This window comes from Fructilactobacillus myrtifloralis (assembly GCF_024029335.1).
Lineage (GTDB): Bacteria > Bacillota > Bacilli > Lactobacillales > Lactobacillaceae > Fructilactobacillus > Fructilactobacillus myrtifloralis.
The window spans coordinates 202,595-223,875 of the sequence record NZ_CP097116.1; the positions used below are offsets into that span (position 1 = coordinate 202,595).

Consider the following 21,281-nt stretch of genomic DNA (forward strand, 5'->3'; position numbering starts at 1 on the left):
AGAACGAAAGGCTGTTAATTCGCAGGAGAATTGGCAGCCTTTTGCAACAGGTAGGGGGTGAAGTTCGTGAAAAGCAGCTTAGATCCAGTGGGAACCCTGAAGGGGGTCGGTCCGAAAAAGCAGGCGGCGCTGGCCGATTTAAACATCCAGACGGTGTTTGATCTCCTAACCTATTTTCCGTTTCGTTATGAGGACTTTCGAAGCCAAGCCCTCACGGACTTACATGATCAACAAACCGTCACGTTAAAGGGCACCGTCGCCGCGGAACCCGTCGTTAATTATTTTGGGCGCCGTAAAAACCGATTACTGTTACGATTGATGGTTGGTCATGACGTTGTGGTCGTGACGTTTTTTAACCAACCCTGGTTAAAAAAACAGGTTGAAGTGGGACAAACGATTTTGGTGCACGGGAAATTTAACGCCCAAAAACAAAGTTTGACGGGAATGAAGCTCTTGCAACCTTCGGAACAAACGGTGCAATCCATTTATTCGGTTAACCACCAAATTACCCAGAAAACCATGCACGACCTGATTAAAACCGCTTACGCTGAATATCAGGATACTTTAGAAGACTTCGTGCCCACGTGGATTCGCACGAAATTCCGCTTAGAACCACTTAAAACGGTTATTCGGGAAATGCACTTTCCGAGCACTCCAGAGGCGGTTCAAGCAGCACGTCGGACCGCTAAGTTTAACGAATTCTTCTTGTTTCAAATGCGGTTGCAGACCCTGAAACACCGACATCAACGCGAGAACCAAGCTGCGTGCATTAAGACCGATAAATTAACCCTGCAACCGTTTCTTAATGACCTGCCGTACCAGCTTACCGACGCCCAGCACCGGGTGGTCGGAGAAATTTTAACGGACTTACAACGACCAGTTCCAATGAATCGCCTGCTCCAAGGAGACGTGGGAAGTGGGAAAACGGTGGTCGCAGCCCTCGCAATTTTAGCCACCGTGTTAGCCGGGCAGCAGGCCGTGCTCTTAGCACCGACCGAAATATTAGCGGAGCAACATGCCAACAGCTTGGCCCAGTTATTTGCGGGAACGAACGTTAACATCGCGTTATTAACTGGGGATACGCCGGCCAAAGCCCGTCGGCAGTTACTTCCCCGGATTAAAGCGGGACAGATTGATTTAGTGGTGGGGACGCATGCCCTCTTTCAAAAAAACGTTCGCTACCACCACCTGGGGCTAGCGGTGATTGACGAACAACACCGGTTTGGAGTTAACCAACGCAAACAGATGCGCGAAAAGGGCGCCGCTACCAACGTTTTATCGATGACGGCCACCCCGATTCCGCGGACCCTGTCGATTACGGCTTATGGTGAAATGGACGTTTCGGTGATTGACGAACTTCCCGGCGGTCGGAAGCCGATTAAAACGACCTGGATTAAAAGTAGTCAAGAAGCAACGATGCTGAAGTTTGTGAAAAAGCACCTCCAACAGGGCGAACAAGCTTACGTGGTGGTGCCATTGATTGATGAATCTGATGCCGTCGAGATGCGAAACGTCATGATGACCTATACGGCCTTTCAAGAGCAATTGGGTTCGGATTTTCACGTTGGCTTATTACACGGACAGATGAACGAAGCCGATAAAAATCAGGTCATGGACGATTTTAAAGCCAATCGAACGCAAGTCTTAGTGTCGACCACCGTCATTGAGGTGGGAGTTGACGTTTCCAACGCTAGCATCATGGTTATTTTTGATGCGGATCACTTTGGATTGGCCCAGCTACACCAGTTGCGGGGACGGGTAGGACGGGGCACACAGCAGTCCTACTGTATATTAATTGCCGATCCTAAAAACAAGGTGGGCATTAAACGGATGAATGTCATGAGTAGTTCAACCGACGGTTTCTTTATTTCCCAAAAAGATTTAGAATTAAGGGGACCTGGCGATATTTTAGGGAAGCAACAATCGGGGATTCCGAACTTTAACGTGGGGGACCCGGTTGCAGACGTAAATGTCTTGAGTGCCGCTCAAGAAGTCGCTAAAATGGTAACTGATGATGCCGAATGGATGCAAAAACCAGAAAACCAAAACCTAGTGCGGCAGTTACACGCACTAAATAATCAGACCTCATTCGATTAAGGAGTTGCTTCATGATTAAGATTGCAATTGATGCCATGGGGGGCGACTATGCCCCACAAGCAATTGTAGAAGGAGTAGAGTTAGCTCGCGATGCCAGTCATAACGATGTGGAGTACATCTTATTTGGGGATCAACGCAAAATCGAACCTTTAGTAAAAAGTATGCAAAACCTGCGGATTGTCCATGCCCCTGAAGTGATTGAAATGGATGATGAACCCGTGCGGGCGGTTAAAAAGAAAAAACAGGCCAGCTTAGTGTTAGCGGCGCGAGCCGTCCGGGCCGGCGAGGCTGATTTATTGCTTTCTGCAGGAAATACCGGCGCCTTAATGGTAGCCGGGCTGTTGATTATTGGCAGGATGAAGGGGATTGAACGTCCCGGTCTGATTGTCACCCTCCCGGTGATTCAAAACGACCAGGGTTTTACCATGATTGACGCGGGGGCGAATGCGGATGCCAAGGTGGAAAACGTTATTCAGTATGCGCGCTTAGGTAAAATTTATAGTCAACAGGTTCGGAACCAGGCTAATCCGCGGATTGGGCTAATTAATAACGGAACCGAGGCCGACAAGGGGGACGTTGCTCATCGGAAGATGTACGAAGCGTTATCTGCCCTGGGAGAAGCGGGGGAACTGAACTTCATCGGCAACGTTGAAGCCCGCGACCTTTTAAACAACGTGACAGATGTTGCCGTCACCGATGGCTTTACCGGCAATGCTGCTTTAAAGGGAATCGAAGGCAGTGCTCTCACCGTGGTTAATATGATCAAGGATAGTATTAAGCAGGGGGGACTCCGCGAAAAACTCGGAGGACTCCTGTTAAAACCCGCTTTAAAACGGATTGCGAAAAAAATGGACTACACCCGGTATGGGGGTTCAGTGCTGTTGGGTTTGAAGGCCCCGGTAATCAAAACGCACGGGAATAGCAACGCCAAAACGATTTTTTATGCGTTACAGAATGCCGAAGAAGTGGCAACTTCCGATTTAGTTGCGGGCATTGCAACGCAGTTTCATGCCAAGCAACAACAAGATTAGCGGTGGAGGTACTGACTAATGGATGAAAAAACGGTATTTAACACGGTTGCACAAACGATTGGAGAACAATTTCAAGTTCAAGCGGCGGACGTGACCGTGGCAACTAACTTTCAACGTGATTTGGGGGCGGACTTTGTGGATTTAGCCCACTTTATCGTTGAAATTGAGGATGAATTTGGTGATGTGATTCCAGATGACGCTGCCGAGCAAATCGAAACGGTCCAAGATTTGGTGACGGTCATCATTCAAAATACGCCTAACAAGAAATGAAAGTAACCCCATCACGTCCTGATGGGGTTTTTCGTTTAATGCTATAATAAGACCATTAAATATTCGGGAGGAAATTCACTTGCAGAAAGAATTTGATCATAAATTAGCAAATGATTATAACATTAAATTTAATAACGAAGATTTGCTTGATGAAGCATTTACGCAAGCTTCCTACGTTAACGAACATCCAGATCAAAATTTAAAATTTTACGAACGCTTGGAATTTCTCGGGGACGCTGTTTACCAGTTAGTGGTTTCTGACTACATTTTTAAACGGTATCCAGAGATGCCCCAAGGACGCTTAACCCGACTCCGGGCTGCCATGGTTAATCGGCACAGTTTTAGTCGCTTTGCCCGGGAATGTCACTTTGATAAGTACATTCGCCTGGGGAGAGGGGAAGAAAAGGCGGGCGCCCGGAAGCGAGATTCCTTACTGTGTGACATTTTTGAATCGTTTATCGGGGCCGTTTACCTAGACCAAGGAATTGAAACCGTGAAGAATTTTTGTCGCCTCGTGATTTTCCCGAAGCTTGACGAGGGTTGGTTTGACGAATTTTTTGACCACAAAACGGAATTACAAGAAGCAATTCAAGTTAACGGGCCCGTTGCTATTGACTACCAACTGCTTGATGAAAACGGGCCGGATAACGACCGTCAGTTTAAGGTTGCCGTCTTAATCGATCAAAAGGAACTAGGCATCGGGGAAGGCCACTCGAAAAAGAGTGCCGAACAAGCAGCCGCCAAGGCAGCCCTAAACAAGTTAGGGATTAAAGACCAGAAATTGCAGTAAAGTGAGGGAGCATTCGTGAAGTTACAGTCGATTCAGATTTCCGGCTTTAAGTCATTTGCCGACCGGACGGTCATCGAATGCCAGGATGGATTAACGGGAATCGTTGGTCCTAACGGGAGCGGAAAAAGTAACGTCATTGAGGCGATTCGGTGGGCGCTCGGGGAACAGTCCGCGAAGCAACTGCGGGGTCACAAGATGAAGGATGTCATCTTTTCTGGTTCCAACGACCGGCGTCCCCTAAACCGGGCTGAGGTAAGTTTGGTTTTTGATAACGCCGATCATTATTTACCCACTGATTACAGTGAGGTCAAGATCACCAGACGGTACTACCGCAACGGTGAGAGTACGTATCTGCTTAATGATCAGGAATGTTTATTACGCGAAATTCAACAACTGTTTCTAGATACGGGGTTGGGAGAAGGTTCCCTCTCCATTATTTCCCAGGGAAACGTGGATGATATTTTAGCCGGAGACGTAGAGAAGCGTCGGGCGGTCATCGAAACGGCCGCCGGCGTCTACCGGTACAAAAAACAAAAGGCGGAGTCAGAAAAAAAGCTAACGGAAACCCAAGCGAACGTGGATCGGGTATCAGACATTGCCCATGAACTAGGGAAACAGTTAGCTCCCTTACAAGAGCAAAGCGAGACTGCTTCGCTCTATTTGCGTCAGCAGCAACGGTTAGAACAGTTGCGCTTCACCCAGCTAACGCGCCGTGCCGATCACCTGCAACAGACCCACCAAGCGACTCAAAATCAGGTAACCCAACAAACGACTAAGCAGCGGCAACTGACGGAGCAACTGGAGCAGTTGCGGGACCAAAAGCAGACGCTTCACCAGCAGCTAACGGCCACCCAACAAGCACGCGAGCAGCAACAGCAACAACTATTAACCGATACTAAAACACTCGAAAATGCTACGGGAGAAGCCAAGTTACGTCAGCAACAGTTAGAATTTAAACGAACCCAACTCCAGGAATTAGAACGTCAGCGCACGGACAACCAAACTCAGCTGCAACAGCTAGAACAGCAGGTACAAACGGCCCAGACGACCGTACAGACTACAACCAACCAGCTTAATCAGTTGGAACAAGAAATTGCCGATAGCGATGCCACCGCCAAACTAAAGCAGGTGGAAAGTGAAGAAGCAGCGTTGGAAACGGCTCGTAGTCAATACGTAACGTTAATGCAACAACTGACGAACCAAAAGAATGAGGTACGGATGGCCTCCCGGATGTCAGAACAACAGCGGCAGGCTTATCAGGAAAAGCTACGCCAAAAACGACAGTTAGAGACCGAACAACAACGCCTGGAACAAGCATTACAAGCAGCGCAGGAGCAGGTTACCGCGATTAAGCACCAAGCGAGCGCGGCCCAGGCTAGTCAACAACAGATGCAAGCCCGAGTCGATGAGTTATCGAACCAGCAAGACCAACTCCAACAAGCCTGGTACCAGCAACTTCGTGATTTTCAGACGGTTAAAACCGAACGAGACAGTTTACAAAACATGGTCGCTGGGCACAATAACTTGTACCGCGGCACGAGAAACCTCCTCAAGCACCAGCAGGATTTGAGCGGAGTTTTAGGACCAGTTGCCGACTTAATGCAGGTCGACGATCAATATCTGGTTGCGATTGAAACGACGTTAGGCGGGGCCCTTCAGCAGGTAGTGATGCAGACCGTTGCCGCTACCCGCCAGGCAATTCACTATTTAAGTCAACATCAGTTAGGGCGGGTGACCTTCCTGCCCCTTGATGCCATTAACGAGCGGTTTGTTAGCCCTAGTTTGTTACAAGTGGCCCGTGAACAACCAGGATTAGTGGGGGTGGCCGCGGACTTAGTGACGATGCCCGAAAACTTAACGCGGGTAAAAAACCACTTACTGGGAAACGTGTTAGTTACCACTAATCTGCAACAAGCTACGCAACTGAGCCATAAACTTCGGCGGCGGGTGAAAATTGTAACCCTGAATGGAGAAGTGGTGAACGCGGGGGGCTCAATCACCGGGGGTAAGAATCAACACGAACCAAACGGGATCCTCCGCCAGAAGCATCAACTCGCCACGTTAACGAGTCAGGCACAAACGTTACAAACTAAATTAAAGCAGCAAGAAGAGCAACTCGCGGCGGTTAAACAAGCCGAGCAATCCGCCCAAGCTAAGCGGGACGAAGCTTATCAACAAGAATCTAGTCACACCGCTGAACTGAAGGCACAGGCAGAACGGGTCTCCAGTTTATCGACCGCCCTGACCAAGCAAAAACGGGAAGTCGCTGCCCTCGAACTCCAGTTGCAACACGCTGATGACGAATCGGACCATTCAGAGGCCACGACTCCCCAGCAGATTCAAGCAACGGAGGCTAAGATTGCGGAAAACCAAGCCCGTGTTCGCGAGTTAAAACAAGCAATTCAGCAACATAAAGCCGACCAACAACGTAGTCAGGCTACCTTGATGGAACAACAACAACGGCTCAGCCAGATTCGAGAACGGCTGAAACAGGCGCGCCAACAGGTCCAAACTGAGACCGCGCAACGGGACAAAGCTGCCACCGAGGGCACCCAGCTTACTCAGCAGGTAACCCAGCTTCAGCAGGAACTGGAGCAACTCCAAACGGTGACTGAGGTTGATCCAGAGCAATTACAAGTTCGCATTGAACGCCAACAACACGCCCTCGCGGAGAGTAAACAGCGGGCTTCCGAGTTCCAAGCAGCCGATGAAGCTAACGAACGGGAGCTAACTACGACCCAACAAGCGCTGACCACGGTGCAACGGGACCTGCAACAAGCGCAATTACAAGCATCGCTTCAGGAACAAGAGACCGCGAAGCTACAGCGGGAGTTAGGCGACCTGCAAGCCCAATCCCAGCAACCGCTTCAGGTGGTTGACTTAGATGTCGAAGCATTAGAACAAGAATTACAAACGGTTCAGGACACGATCACAGAATTAGGCCCCGTTAACGTGGGTGCAATCGCGGCCTACGAGGAATTAAAAAACCGGGCTGATTTTGTGAACGGGCAACTCGATGATTTATTGGCAGCCAAACAGCAACTATTAGAAATTATGAATCAAATGGATCAAACGGTGAAGCAACGCTTTCAACGAACCTTTGACCAAGTGGCCACGGCCTTTACTGCCGTGTTTCGGCATATCTTTGGTGGTGGGGAAGCGAAGCTCAAACTGGCGGATCCGCACCATTTATTGACAACCGGAATTGACATTCTAGTGAAGCCACCGGGGAAACGGTACCGGGATCTGAGCTTGTTATCCGGGGGCGAGAAGGCCCTCACCGCCTTGGCCCTCTTGTTTGCGGTTTTACAGGTTAAACCGGTTCCCTTCGTGATTTTAGATGAGGCGGAATCCGCGCTTGATCCAGCCAACGTTGACCGGTTTGCGCGTTACATGCAAAAATTGAAACAGCACACCCAGTTTATTGTGATTACCCACCGCAAGGAGACGATGGTGTATGCCGACCAGTTAGTGGGGATTACCATGCAGGATTCCGGAGTCTCAAAGCTCGTCTCCGTTAACCTCGAAGCAACGCAGAAAAAGGAGAAATAAGAATGGGTTTATTTGATATTTTTAAACGGAAAAATCAGCAAGCACCAGACGAATCCCAGTCCGAGTCAGCGTCAATCAGTGCATCAGAGAGCGCGGCAAGTGCTGCGGAATCGGTTTCAGTGGCGACCACTAGTGCTGCTACCTCGGTGGCAGAAGCAACGGAGTCAACAGCAACCGCTGAACCCACCACGGATGCAACTTCAACAGTTGCTTCAGAGTCGCCTGCATCAACTACACGTGCGGAAGCAGACGTCCAATCGACCACGGAGACGACTTCGACCGCAACGTCCACCAGTGATGCAGAGCCAGAGCAAAAGTATGAAAATGGACTATCCAAGTCCCGGTCTTCCTTTGGACAAAGCTTGAACCGGTTATTTGCAAACTTCCGGTCGGTTGATGAGGAGTTTTTTGATGACCTAGAAGACACGTTGATTCAGGCTGATGTGGGGGTCAACACCGCCACTTCCATCAGTGACCAACTGCGAGAAGCGGTCCGGCTCAATAACATCAAGGGGCGCGATGAAGTGCAAAACTTCATTGTCCAAAAGTTAGTGGAAATTTACGATGGGTCCGAACCGCTGGATACTGAATTGCATGAAAATCCAGATGGACCAACCATCATTTTGATGATTGGAGTGAACGGGGCCGGGAAAACCACCACGATTGGAAAACTCGCTAATCAGTACCGTCAGGCTGGCAAGAAGGTCCTAGTGGCGGCGGCGGATACTTTCCGGGCCGGAGCCATTGAACAGCTCGCCGAGTGGGCCGAGCGTGATCAGGTTGCGATCGTGAAAAAACCAGAGGGCAGCGATCCTGCTTCCGTGGTTTTTGATGCGGTTAAGCAAGCCAAGGACGACCATTACGACATTTTGCTGGTTGACACGGCGGGGCGGTTGCAAAACAAAGTTAACCTCATGAAAGAGTTGGAAAAGATGAACAAGATCATTCAGCGGGAAATTCCGGGCGCACCGCAAGAGGTGTTACTGGTAATTGACGCGACCATTGGGCAAAATGCGCTCGTCCAAGCGAAGATGTTCCGCGATGTCGCTGAGATCACTGGGATTGTTTTGACTAAGTTAGATGGGACTGCCAAGGGTGGGATCGTGCTGGCGATTAAGCAAGAGCTCGGCATTCCCGTTAAGTACGTCGGTCTCGGTGAAGGGGTCGATGACTTGCAGACCTTTAACCCAGAGGACTTTGTCTATGGCCTATTTAAAGGCTTAATTAAGGAATGACCATGGAAACGAATTTTAATGCTAAACTAGAAAAGGATAATCGCATTAATGCGTTATTTGATTTTTATGGGAGTTTACTAACCCCCAAACAGGCTGATTACATTCGGCAGTATTACGCGGATGATCTGTCTTTGGGTGAGATTTCTGAAAATTTTCAGGTTAGCCGCCAGGCGGTCTATGACAACCTCCGGCGGACGGAAATGACCTTAGAAAAGTATGAAGAACGGATGGGCTTGTACCAGAAATTTGTCACCAGAAATCATTTGATTGATGAACTGGCGCAGACGATTCAGACGAAGTATCCTAATGATCAAACCTTGAATGGGTTAATTGAGCGCCTAGAAAAACTAGAAGAAAACTAAAAGGAGTAACGATGGCATTCGAAGGGTTATCAGAAAAGTTACAAAATGCGTTTAAAAATTTACGTGGGAAAGGGCAAATTAGTGAAGCGGATTTACGGAGCACCATGCGCGAAATCCGGTTGGCTTTACTAGATGCTGACGTAAACTTTACCGTGGTTCGGGACTTTGTTAAAAAGGTCCAGGAAAAGGCCAAGGGTGAAAAGGTGCTGGAAGGGCTTAACCCGGGGCAGCAAATCGTTAAAATTGTGGACGATGAACTAACCGCCATGATGGGTGGTTCAGCAACGGAACTCACTAAGTCACCTAAAATTCCAACGGTGATCATGATGGTCGGGCTGCAAGGGGCCGGAAAAACGACGACGGTTGGAAAGTTAGCTAATCGGCTCAAACAGGATGAGCATGCGCGACCGTTGTTAATTGCAGCTGACGTTTATCGTCCAGCCGCAATTGACCAGTTAGAACAGGTCGGAAAGCAAATTGACGTGCCCGTCTTTTCCGAGGGGACGGATGTGGATCCAGTTCAGATCGTGCAGGATGGACTGGCTCAGGCCCGTGAAAACCACAATGATTATGTTTTCATTGATACGGCCGGGCGGTTACAAATTGATGAAAAACTCATGCACGAGTTAGAAGAAATCAAGACCGTTTCTCATCCAGACGATATTCTGTTAGTTGTAGATGCAATGACCGGGCAAAATGCGGTTGAAACGGCGCAGGGCTTTAACGATGCCCTCGATATAACCGGGGTCATTCTGACGAAGTTAGATGGAGATACCCGAGGGGGAGCCGCCCTGTCGATCAAGTCAGTAACCGGCAAACCAATTCTGTTTACCGGTCAAGGGGAAAAAATGACAGATCTGGATGTCTTCCATCCAGATCGAATGGCTTCCCGAATTCTGGGCATGGGAGACGTGCTGTCCCTGGTTGAGAAAACCCAGAAAAACGTGGACGAGCAAAAGGCGCAGGAACTCGCCGAAAAGATGCGGGAAAATTCCTTTAACTTTGACGATTTCTTGGACCAACTCCAGCAAATTCAAAACATGGGGCCGTTAAAAGACATCATGGCAATGATTCCGGGAATGGCCAATAACCCAGCGCTTAAAAACGTTGAAATGGATCCCAAGGACTTAGAGCGGATCAAAGCGATGATCTACTCGATGACCAATGAAGAACGCGAAAATCCCGATGTGTTAAATCCTTCCCGGCGGCGGCGAATTGCCCGGGGTTCGGCGCAACCAATTCAAAGCGTGAACCGGATGATTAAACAATTTGATCAGATGAAAAAGATGATGAATCAGGTTTCCAACGGGAACATGGCCGGGATGGAAAACATGATGCAAGCCGCCGGCATGGGCGGCGGTGGCATGGGAGGGAAACTCTCCAACCTTGCCATGAAGCGGATGAGCCGGAAAATGAAGAAGAGTAAACGGAAGCGGTTGAAAAAGCGGAAAAAATAAGGAGTGTAAAGAAAAAACACTTTACATTACTTTTTATTCTTGGTAAGATAGAAACCGTTAAGAAAACATGAGGAGGTGTCATTATGTCTGTTAAAATTCGTTTGAAACGAATGGGTTCTAAGAAAAATCCATTTTATCGAATCGTAGTTGCTGATTCACGAAGTCCTCGTGATGGTCGTTACATTGAAAACGTGGGGACTTACAACCCATTGATTCAAGAAAACCAAGTAACTTTAGAAGAAGAAACTATTTTAGACTGGTTAGAAAAGGGTGCCAAACCTTCTGATACAGTTCGTAACATTTTGTCAAGAGCCGGGATCATGAAGAAACTTCATGAAGCTAAATTAGCTAACAAGCAAAAATAAGGCTGATTAGTTATGGTGAATTTTGACAACTTAATTACAACCATCATTAAACCGTTAGTGAAGTTTCCCGATGACGTTCAGATTCGTCACCAGGAAACGAACGAGTTTCACGAGTATATTTTAACCCCTAATCCCCAAGACGTGGGACGGGTGATTGGTAAACGGGGACGGGTGGCCCAAACCATTCGCGCCATTGTTTACAGTATTCACGTGCCTGACAACAAACGGGTTAAGTTAATTATTGATGATGGTAAATAGCAGAAAACTCTTAGATAAAACGTTGTTTTATTTAGGAGTTTTTTTAGCATAATTTGAAGTTAAAGGAACGATGTAATTATGGACTACTTAGAAGTCGGAAAGTTAGTTAATACCCAGGGGATTAAGGGGGAAGTCCGCGTGGTTTCTCAGACGGATTTTCCAGAGGTCCGGTTTCGCCCGGGAGCCATTCTGTACGCCTTTCCCAAAACGGGCGACATGGAACGCTTAGAAATTGATCATGTCCGCAAGCACAAAAACTTTATTTTGTTGCACTTTAAGGATCATCCCACGATTAATGACGTAGAACATCTCAAGCCAGCAACCTTAAAGATTGACGCTGCTGAACAGGCAGACGCGCCCCTACAGCCCGGTGAATACTATTACAGCCAAATCATTGGCTTAGATGTAGTTGACGAACAAGGACGCACCCTCGGTACGATTAAGGACATCATGGACCTTGGTCCAAACGACGTGTGGGTGGTTGAATGCAACGGGCAACCAGATTTACTCCTACCCAAAATCGATGAGGTGATTAAGCAGGTTGATCTGGATCAAGGACAGGTTACGGTCGAATTGTTAGAGGGGCTAGAGTAGATGAAAATTGATGTCTTGAGTTTATTCCCAGATACGATTAACGGGCCCTTGCATGACTCGATTTTAGGAAAAGCGGTCGAAAAACAGCTCCTATCGGTTAACGTAACTAATTTCCGGGATTTTTCGACCAACAAACACCATAACGTCGATGATACTCCATATGGCGGTGGGGCCGGAATGCTGTTACAGGCACAACCCATTGTCGATGCGGTGGCGGCAACCCAAAAACAAGCGCAAGCAGAGGGGTTGTCAGCTGGCCGGGTGATTTTAACTGATCCAGCGGGGAAGCGGTTCGATGAGCAAGCGGCAGCCGAGTTAGCCCAAGCCGATCATCTAACCTTTATTTGTGGTCACTATGAAGGGTTTGACGAGCGGGTTAAGGAAGTGGTTACCGATGAATACTCCATCGGTGATTACGTGTTAACCGGGGGTGAATTGCCTACCTTGGTTATGATTGATGCGTTGTCGCGGTTAATCCCAGGAGTGCTTGGAAACGATGAATCGGCGGTGGACGATTCCTTCTCCACCGGCTTGTTAGAGGCGCCACAGTACACGCGCCCAGCTGATTTTCGGGGTGCTAAGGTACCGGAGGTCTTAATGAATGGTGATCACCAAAAGATTGCGGACTGGCGCTTAAAGGAATCATTACGCAAAACCTACGTGCATCGTCCCGATCTAATTGATTATCACCGACTTTCACCGCGTGCCAAGGAATTACTGGCTGAAGTTAAGATTGAATTGGAGCAAAATTAGGCTTTATTTAGCTAAGCGAGTGTGGTATATTATTAGTTAGTCGTGAGACTAAAATACAACAGTATTCCGCTGTCGGAAAGATATGAGTGCTAGTTAGGAGAAGTGACATGCGTCAAAACAAGCTGATCGAAAAGATCAATCAGGAACAATTACGTTCTGATATTCCCGATTTTCGGGCTGGTGATACTGTAACGGTATCAGTTAAGGTTGTTGAAGGTGACACAGAACGTGTCCAAGATTTTACGGGGGTAGTTATCAAGCGCCGCGGTGCTGGAATTCAAGCTACTTACACTGTTCGTAAAATCAGTAACGGAATTGGTGTGGAAAGAATTTTCCCACTCAATTCACCTCGGGTTGCTAAACTTGAAGTAGTTCGTCGTGGTAAGGTTCGTCGTTCAAAACTTTACTACTTGCGCGACCGTCAAGGAAAGGCTGCTCGGATCAAGCAATCATTCAAAAAACGCTAGAAGAAAAACGGCTGGAAATTTTTCCAGTCGTTTTTTTGTAGAATAAACAGAGGATCACATAGCAATGAATAATAGCTCTAAAGATGAAAGCATGAAAATAGATCAAATTGACACTGAACCACAAGCCCAAAAATTTGCGGAAGAAATTGCAAAGGCACCTAAAACATATTTTTTGCAAGGAAAATGGGGCAGTGGTAAAACTGAATATCTTAAACAAGTAGAAAAAATTTTAGCAAATGATAATTTCGACATTTTTGAATTAAAATTTTGGGAACCCAAAAACAAAGAAACATTTTCTAAAAACTTATTTAATGAAATAAGGCCAAAATTTGCTAAAAGGATATTTAGATTCAAAATATTTTTTGTTTTTTTTGGTGTGATTGGAACTTGCTTTTTAATTTTCAATGGATTAAAAAACACATTTTTTGATTATACAGTATTTTTTCCACATTCGTGGATTAATTTTATTAATAATAATCATTTATTTAAAAGAATATCTTTAGTATTGTTTTTGATTTTTATTATATCCTTAATCTTTTTAGGATCATATAAATTTTTGAATGATAAAAATTGGTTTGATATTGACAAATGGTATTTTCAGAGTTCGAAAAAAAAGCTAATAAAAAAAAGTAATAAAAAAGTACTTGTGATTGATGATTTTGACCGTATTGATGCTGACAACCAGAAAGAATTATATATATTATTTAATGAAGTTCATAATGAAATTGCAGTTATATTTGTTGGTGATTTGAATAATATTGAGAATATTGAAAACAATTATTTAGGTAAAATAATTGATCAAAAAATTTCTTTACCATATTCATTAAGTTCAAAGAATATAACTAAAAATGTGATTAGTGTAATAGAAAACACTTTGTTAGTACCATTTAACATTCATTCTTTAAAAAAGATTTTTGATAATGATAATCTCACTGCTAGAGATGGAAATCATTTTTTATCGTATGTACAAAGTGAATTTATTAATTACAATAAAATTAATAGGGTTCAAACTGATCAGCAACTTCTTTTGATTTATCTATATCTATTTCATCCGGACCGCTATCAGTTAATTGTTGAGAGAAAGTTACCTAGTGATGATCAAGACGATGAAAATTTAAATAGTTTAATAAATCAAATTTTGAAGAAGAGAAAGGTTACTCCTGAGGATTTTTCAAAAAACCCATCTGTTTATTTTTTAAACGAACTTGCAACTAATCATTCAAATTTTGAATTGAATGAAATAATCAAAGATGATGGTAGTAAGCTGGATGATTTTTTTGCGTATGATGAAGATAATCATGATAATAATAAATTAGATTTTAATTTTTACGATGAATTTTTATATTATATTCGTAATATGCGAAACAATGAATATAAGGCTTGTCAATTAATTCTTGAAAAACATGCTATTAAAGCACTCAATTTAAATAAAGCACTCAATTTAAAAATTCGTTATAAACCTAATAAATTAATTAAAACTATTTTTGAAAAAAGAAAAGAATTCAGTGGTTATTTAGCCAATGATGATTCAAAATTGTTTGCGGATTTTAATGGAATTTTTACAGAAGCATCTAATTCTTTGGATATTAAAATTAATAATACTAAAAAATTATATTGTTTTAGATCTTGTTTGAATTTAAATAATATTAATAACATAATTAATGTTATTAATGTAAGAGATTATTTTTATGAATTAACTAATGAAATTAGTAATATCGAATTTGGAACTAGGGACTATGATGCAGAGTTATTAATCATTAAGTTAGGATATCGGGTTGATCCTCTTGAATTAAAAACAATTAAAATTGAACCTGGAGAAAATGAAAATATTATTTCTAAGATTAATATACCATTTGATAAAGAAGTTAAGTTTATTGAGGAGTTAAAAGCAACTGAATATAAAGCATTTTGGGATGCTTATGGAGTGCAGCTGGAGAAAGATTCTAACGGTAAAAAGGTACTAAGCGGAGTGAACGATAGCGATCTAGATTTTGGATATGGTAAGAACAAATATAAAGATCATGTTTTAAAGAGCTTATTGAAAATAAATAAAAAAGAAAAAGAGATTTGATAATTCCAATCTCTTTTTCTCATTATTGCAATTGTTGTCTACGTTTTTTCAGCAACCCAAATTCGTACATCAACCAACCTATTAATCCAAAGACAACCGGACCGAAGATGGTCCAAAAAGCGGTCTGGTAATCATGTTCTAAGAGGGGCTCAACGGCTGTAAAGCCAATTCCTAAAATTAAGATGATGAGAATGATAGTTACAACCACGTTAGTCATGATTCGATTCTTGTAAAAAACAAATGGTCGTTCAATCCCAGATAAGCGCTTAAAGAAGGGGAAGGCTCCCACCAAAAAGAGGTACGGGAAGGTGCTAGAGATGTTGGCCATGTCAGTTAAAATCAGATAAAACTTCTGTGCTCCCGATCCACTAAAGGAAATGGCTAGGATCACCACGGTCACTGCTGCCGCTTGAAGCCACATCGCAAAGGCAGGCATGCCGTGGCGATTCAACTTCGTAACGCGTTTCGGCCAAATTTGGGGATCAGAGCCTTCGATGAATGATTTAATCGGAGAATAGATTAAGACAAAGAAAGAGCCTAAGTAGGCGATAAACATGCTAAGCCCCGCAAAGCGGGCCAACCAACTACCCATTGTTAACGCAACTGGATGTGATACCCCGATTGCTTGACCAAAGACCACTCCTAGGTTATTAAGTAAGACATAGGTAATATTTCCAAGATTAACCTGATTATTGCCCAGGACGGTATGCCAATTAGCAGTTACCCCGACAAAGAAAATCGCTCCTGAATAAATGATGGCCATTAAAATCCCAGCAATGATGACACCACGTGGGAAGGTTCGTTTGGGATGATCTACCTCATCGACCACGCCACCCACGGATTCCATTCCACCGTAGGCAAAGATTGCATAGACTACGAACGAGAGGAGGGCAATGGGACTAGCAAACAGGGGATTAGGGGACTTAATAAAGGAACTAAGCCCGTGAATCGGTTCGGCTAGTTGTCCATGATGCAAGATTAGCACCACGATTGAAAGGAAGACGAAGATGATTGGTAACAAAATGGTGAAGAAACCACCGATGCTTGCAACCTTAGCAATTTGTTCAAAGCCCTGGGTAGCACAGAGGGTAATGATGATAATCCATAAAACGCCTAGAATTCCAATGGTTTGCATCGGCGTGAAAAGGTTAAAAAGATGCCAAGTTGTTGTTTTATCAGATCCAAAGAAAATGTTGGAAACAGGGATCCACACCTTACTAGCGACGGAAATCATCCAGATGATCCAGGCTGCTAACCAGATGAACGTGCCAATAAAAGCGAGGCGTTCCCCAATTGAATTTTTAAGCCACGAGTAGATGCCACCCTTAGCATCGCTAAAGGCAGAACCGTATTCGGCAAACATTAGGCTTGAGGGGAGAAAGAAGACAAGTGCCGCAAAGGCATACCAAATAATACTAGCGTAGCCCATTTGATCATAGGCCACGGTGACGTTGGCAAAGCCAAAAATGGCAGAGAAAATCATTAAGACCAGGGAACCAGTCTTCATTTTTTGTTTCGACATGGTGTGCTGATCCTCCTTATAAATTCAAATCTTGGTGGTAGTTTAACGGCGATAGATCAGCAGATTCCGTAATCAGCCGGGTTGCTAACGTTTGGAAGCGGGTTAAAGCCAGCTCAGCTGCTTGTTGACTAGCTTGATTGGCTAATGCAACTAAATCATTGCTGGTGGCAACTTGGGCCTGCGTCTGGTTAATAATTTGCCGATAACTCTGACGTAGTTCAGCTTGTACGTCGTTAACCTGACCGATAAAGCGGTGGTAGTGAGCATCAACCAGAATTCCAACTAGTTTGAAATTCCAGTAAGCAGACTGAGGATCATAGTCGTGGCCAACCGGATATTGATAGGCCACGGGCGTTTCACTAATTCCCGCGAAAAAGGGAACAAAGGTACTTTCGGCTCCCACCCCCATTGATAGCCAGTGGATGCCCCCAATTTCAACGGGCAGGTCTGCTTGGAGTTGTAAGACGTGGGCTTCCTGGGTTTTGGCAAAGCTCATCGGACGGAACCGATGCTTGTCAAATTCACTGCCCGTTCCCACTGGATCAAACTCGGTTCCCTGGTAGTGAGAATTCAGGAGGTTTTGAACGTCAGTCGCCGACAACAAGCGGTCACTCTTGCGTAAAAAGGGCAGGTCCTGCGAAGTTGGATCCTGATCTACATCGGGAGTAAACATTTTTTGCCCGTACCACACTCGGGGAGTGTTGTAATAGGTATCCATTTGAGTGCGCGTCCCAAAGATGTGGCGGAAGTTAAAGCCGTGGCGATCCGGATTGAGATGGTTGGTAGTCACAAATTCTGTTAACTGCGGCGCCCACTGAAAGTTCGCTTGGTCGTTAAAGTCCACCTTTTCGATGGCCATTTGGTTGGCAACGACAGCATAACAATCATCGGGGATCAGTTGTGCGACCCACTGGTGGCCGGAACCAATTTCAAAGTACCAAACTTCTTGGTCATCCGAAAAGAGGACCCCATTGGTTTCGCTGACCCCCTTGGTACTGACAATTTCACCTAAGCGTTGAACACCTTCCCGTGCGGATTTTACATAGGGAAGGACAACGGTGACCATGGCTTCTTCGCCGATTCCATCGGGAACCAGTGGATCACAACCTAAAACGGCATCGTTGGCATAGGTACTCTCGGTGGCACTCATTGCCACGCCGTGTTCGTTAATTCCATCCTCTTCAAATAGTCCCTCGCTGGTGGTCCACTCGGGGGTCGCGGTGTACTTTGCGGCCTCATTGGGTAGGTCTAATTGAAAGCCATTTGCAGTGGATTGAAAAACAACTGGGTGCGAAGCAACCTGATGGTCATGAACGACAAATCGCTTGGGCCACGCGGCCTTCGCGTCCTCATTACGACCAATTAACGTACTTCCATCCACGGTTGCCTTTTTACCGACTAACATACTCGTGCAGGCGGAATAATTCGGTTCTGTCATGTGCTGATGCTCCTTCATAATTTTAGTTCCGCATCCATTCTACACTTCTCAGCGACAGCACGAAATCAGAGACGGTCGTCGTTAGGCAGAACTAGGGGAAAAGGTTATAATAAGGACTGAATTTTAAAGATGGAGTAGACGATGAAAAACGAACAATACATTTTAGCAATTGATGAAGGAACGACTTCCGTGCGTGCCATTCTTTTTGACCAACAAGGAAGCATTGTCGGCCAGGCGCAACGTCCCATTCACCAGTTTTTCCCCCAACCAGGGTGGGTGGAACAGGATCCGTTAGAGATTTGGAACGGAACGGAAACGGTTATTTCAGAAGTACTCTTTCAAACGGAAACCCCGCCGTACAAGGTTCGTGCGATTGGGATTAGCAATCAACGCGAAACAACGGTGGTCTGGAATCGCAAAACCGGGCAACCGATTCACCATGCGATTGTATGGCAATCAAAGCAAACCAACGAAATTGCAGAACATCTCCAACAAGCGGGCTATCAAACTTTCATTCAGCAAAAGACGGGATTATTGATTGATTCTTATTTTTCCGCGACCAAGTTACAGTGGTTATTAGACCAGGTGCCGCACGCTCGGGAGCAGGCTGAGGCAGGGGACTTACTGTTTGGTACGATTGATACCTGGTTACTCTGGAAACTGACCAATGGTCACGTGCACGCAACCGACGTAACCAACGCCAGCCGGACCATGCTGTATAACATTCACACCCTAGATTGGGATCAAGAGTTGCTTGAACTGTTTCAGATTCCGCGGACCATGTTACCAACGGTTCATGATTCCAGTCATTTTTACGGGTATACGCAGGAATTCACCCTCATGGGCGTCCAAATTCCCATTACGGGGATTGCGGGAGATCAGCAGGCCTCGCTATTTGGTGAGTTAGCTTTAGACCCCGGTCAGACGAAGAATACCTACGGGACGGGCGCCTTTATCATGATGAATCTAGGACATGAGCCGCAACTGTCTGAGCACGGGCTACTGACCACGATTGCCTATGGCTTAAACGGGCAAGTTACGTACGCCTTTGAGGGAAGCGTGTTTACCGCAGGAGCCGCGGTTGAATGGTTAAAGGACCAGGTCGCCCTCGTCCAGGATGTCACCACGACGGCAACTCAAGCTGAGCAGGCCGCCGCAACCGATCAGTTATACGTTGTTCCCGCGTTTAGTGGGCTAGGCGCGCCGTACTGGGACCAAAACGCCCGGGGAGCAATTCTAGGGCTGACCCAACAAACTGATGACAAGCAGCTCATTCGCGCAACTTTAGAGTCCTTGGCATTTCAAACGCGGGACGTCTTGCAGACCATGACTCACGAAACGGGATTGCCCCTAAAATCCCTGATGGTCGATGGGGGCGTGTCCAAAAACGAATATTTGATGCAGTTTCAGGCTGACATCTTAGGCACCACCATTACGCGGGCCCCCTTAGCAGAAACGACGGCTTTAGGAGTGGCATATCTGGCTGGCTTACAGGTCAAGTATTGGCCAGATGTCGCGACGTTACAGGCCTTACCACGGACCACGACTAGTTATCAACCCCAGTTAGCTGCCTCCATGCGGGAGTGGCGGTATGCGAACTGGCAACAAGCGGTCGCAGCGACCCGATTATTTGCGGAGGAACCTCATGATGGAACTACCAACTCAATTTAAAGCTAAGTACCAACGGTTATTAGGAGACCAGTTTCCGGCCTTTTTACAAAGTTTTGCAGAAGCACCCCAGCACGGGTTTCGTCTGAACCCCTTGAAACCGCCAGCTAACCCGGCGGTTGATCAAAGTCGGTCCATTCCGAACGTGCATGATGGGTATTATGGCAAGGTTGATGGGAAGTCGCCGGCCCACCAAAGTGGGTATGTTTATAGTCAAGAACCATCTGCCATGTTGGTTGCGGAGGCTGTTGCTCCAAAACCCGGGGAGCGGGTGTTGGACTTGTGTGCCGCACCCGGGGGAAAATCCACCCAACTGGCTGGGTTAATGCAGAATCAGGGTTTACTAGTGGCCAATGAAATTGATCGGGGTCGGGCCAAGGTTTTAGTGGAGAACCTCGAGCGCTTCGGGGTCTGGAATCCGTTGATTTTAAATGAACGCCCCGACCGGTTAAGCCCCGCATTTCCCGCCTACTTTGACAAAATTTTAGTGGATGCGCCCTGTTCTGGGGAGGGAATGTTTCGGAAAAATCCGACTGCGACGACGTACTGGGATACCGATTATCCGGCAGCCTGTGCGGTGCGCCAGCGCGAAATCCTGCAAGAAGCCGTTAAAATGTTAAAGCCCGGCGGACAACTCGTGTATTCAACCTGTACGTTTGCACCTGAAGAAGACGAACAAATCATTGCGTGGTTGCTAGACCAGTATCCGCTAGAACTCGTTGCTTTGGATAAAAGCGCGGGAATGAGCGATGGTCGTCCCGAGTGGGCCAACGGTAATCCAGACCTCCAACGCGCTCTCAGGTTATTTCCGCAGTCCTTTGCGGGCGACGGACATTTCATCGCTAAACTGCAAAGCACCGCGACAGGGAAGCCGGTTAAGATTCGGGGCCAGCGCAGTAACGTTGCCGGTGCCGAGCGTAAAGAATGGCAGCAATTTGTAGCCCAAAACCTGACAGATTTTAAGGCGGGCTCGTTACTGCAATTTGGCGAACAATTATATTCGTTTAACCCTGAAATTCCGGATTTACAGGGGCTACGGGTGATGCGACCGGGAACGCCACTGGGAACCTTAAAAAAACACCGAATTGAACCTAGCTATGGCTTGGCCATGGTTCTGCGGCCTGAGCAGGCGCAACGGACGCTAACGATTAGTTATGATCAGTGGCAGCAGTATGTGCATGGTGACACCTTTAGCACGGATGCTGAGCTACCCAAGGGCTGGTATTTATTACTGTACCAACAGATGCCAGTTGGCTTTGGGAAGGTAGTCAATGGAACTGTAAAGAACTTCTTTCCGAAGGGATTACGCTTTCAAGTATAAAAAAAGGATGAGCAGTCTAGCTCATCCTTT

The 21,281-nt window shown here is 46.1% G+C and carries 18 protein-coding genes; 16 read left to right on the top strand and 2 right to left on the bottom strand.

What is annotated here, in order from left to right; genetic code table 11:
* Nucleotides 1–66 precede the first annotated feature (66 nt).
* From recG to M3M35_RS01210, 14 genes are all read left to right on the top strand, one after another.
* Nucleotides 67–2,097: an ATP-dependent DNA helicase RecG gene (gene recG, locus M3M35_RS01145; protein WP_252750194.1), complete on the top strand. Its 2,031-nt coding sequence runs from the start codon at nt 67–69 to the stop codon at nt 2,095–2,097.
* A gap of 11 nt (nt 2,098–2,108) precedes the next feature.
* On the top strand, nt 2,109–3,128 hold the full coding sequence (gene plsX, locus M3M35_RS01150) for a phosphate acyltransferase PlsX (RefSeq protein WP_252750195.1): 1,020 nt from the start codon (nt 2,109–2,111) through the stop codon (nt 3,126–3,128).
* 18 nt (nt 3,129–3,146) lie between these two features.
* Entirely contained in the window at nt 3,147–3,398 is a 252-nt protein-coding gene (locus tag M3M35_RS01155) for an acyl carrier protein (protein WP_252750196.1), read from the top strand.
* Between the two features lie 79 nt (nt 3,399–3,477).
* On the top strand, nt 3,478–4,188 hold the full coding sequence (gene rnc, locus M3M35_RS01160; protein WP_252750197.1) for a ribonuclease III: 711 nt from the start codon (nt 3,478–3,480) through the stop codon (nt 4,186–4,188).
* A gap of 15 nt (nt 4,189–4,203) precedes the next feature.
* Nucleotides 4,204–7,740, top strand: coding sequence for a chromosome segregation protein SMC (gene smc / locus M3M35_RS01165; protein WP_252750198.1), 3,537 nt, complete (start codon nt 4,204–4,206; stop codon nt 7,738–7,740).
* A gap of 2 nt (nt 7,741–7,742) precedes the next feature.
* The gene (ftsY, locus tag M3M35_RS01170; RefSeq protein ID WP_252750199.1) at nt 7,743–8,975 is read left to right on the top strand and encodes a signal recognition particle-docking protein FtsY; all 1,233 of its coding nucleotides are present in this window, start codon (nt 7,743–7,745) and stop codon (nt 8,973–8,975) included.
* A 2-nt stretch (nt 8,976–8,977) separates the two neighbouring features.
* Nucleotides 8,978–9,337: a putative DNA-binding protein gene (locus tag M3M35_RS01175; RefSeq protein WP_252750200.1), complete on the top strand. Its 360-nt coding sequence runs from the start codon at nt 8,978–8,980 to the stop codon at nt 9,335–9,337.
* 11 nt (nt 9,338–9,348) lie between these two features.
* A complete protein-coding gene (ffh, locus tag M3M35_RS01180) occupies nt 9,349–10,794 on the top strand; it encodes a signal recognition particle protein (RefSeq protein ID WP_252750201.1) in 1,446 nt (481 codons plus the stop codon).
* Nucleotides 10,795–10,877: 83 nt separating this feature from the next.
* Complete coding sequence (rpsP, locus tag M3M35_RS01185) at nt 10,878–11,159, top strand: 30S ribosomal protein S16 (RefSeq protein WP_252750202.1); 282 nt, start codon at nt 10,878–10,880, stop codon at nt 11,157–11,159.
* A 12-nt stretch (nt 11,160–11,171) separates the two neighbouring features.
* Nucleotides 11,172–11,417 carry a KH domain-containing protein gene (locus tag M3M35_RS01190; protein WP_252750203.1) on the top strand — a complete coding sequence of 82 codons (246 nt, stop codon included), beginning with the start codon at nt 11,172–11,174 and terminating at the stop codon, nt 11,415–11,417.
* A gap of 78 nt (nt 11,418–11,495) precedes the next feature.
* Entirely contained in the window at nt 11,496–12,011 is a 516-nt protein-coding gene (rimM, locus tag M3M35_RS01195; RefSeq protein ID WP_252750204.1) for a ribosome maturation factor RimM, read from the top strand.
* The gene (gene trmD / locus M3M35_RS01200; protein WP_252750205.1) at nt 12,012–12,764 is read left to right on the top strand and encodes a tRNA (guanosine(37)-N1)-methyltransferase TrmD; all 753 of its coding nucleotides are present in this window, start codon (nt 12,012–12,014) and stop codon (nt 12,762–12,764) included.
* A gap of 107 nt (nt 12,765–12,871) precedes the next feature.
* Nucleotides 12,872–13,231: a 50S ribosomal protein L19 gene (gene rplS, locus M3M35_RS01205; protein ID WP_252750206.1), complete on the top strand. Its 360-nt coding sequence runs from the start codon at nt 12,872–12,874 to the stop codon at nt 13,229–13,231.
* A gap of 64 nt (nt 13,232–13,295) precedes the next feature.
* Complete coding sequence (locus M3M35_RS01210; RefSeq protein ID WP_252750207.1) at nt 13,296–15,302, top strand: P-loop NTPase fold protein; 2,007 nt, start codon at nt 13,296–13,298, stop codon at nt 15,300–15,302.
* A gap of 22 nt (nt 15,303–15,324) precedes the next feature.
* Here M3M35_RS01210 and yjeM read toward each other — a convergent pair whose 3' ends face one another.
* Nucleotides 15,325–16,824 (bottom strand): glutamate/gamma-aminobutyrate family transporter YjeM, encoded by a 1,500-nt coding sequence (gene yjeM, locus M3M35_RS01215; RefSeq protein WP_252750208.1) that lies wholly within the window; start codon nt 16,822–16,824, stop codon nt 15,325–15,327.
* Nucleotides 16,825–16,840: 16 nt separating this feature from the next.
* Nucleotides 16,841–18,262: a C69 family dipeptidase gene (locus tag M3M35_RS01220; protein WP_252750209.1), complete on the bottom strand. Its 1,422-nt coding sequence runs from the start codon at nt 18,260–18,262 to the stop codon at nt 16,841–16,843.
* A 141-nt stretch (nt 18,263–18,403) separates the two neighbouring features.
* On the opposite strand from M3M35_RS01220, the gene glpK reads away from it, so the two are divergent.
* Together glpK and M3M35_RS01230 are read left to right on the top strand one after the other, a co-directional pair.
* Nucleotides 18,404–19,933, top strand: a complete 1,530-nt coding sequence (gene glpK, locus M3M35_RS01225; protein WP_252750210.1) for a glycerol kinase GlpK — start codon at nt 18,404–18,406, stop codon at nt 19,931–19,933.
* Entirely contained in the window at nt 19,911–21,251 is a 1,341-nt protein-coding gene (locus M3M35_RS01230; RefSeq protein WP_252750665.1) for an RsmF rRNA methyltransferase first C-terminal domain-containing protein, read from the top strand. Before glpK ends, M3M35_RS01230 begins: the two co-directional genes overlap by 23 nt.
* Nucleotides 21,252–21,281 lie beyond the last annotated feature (30 nt).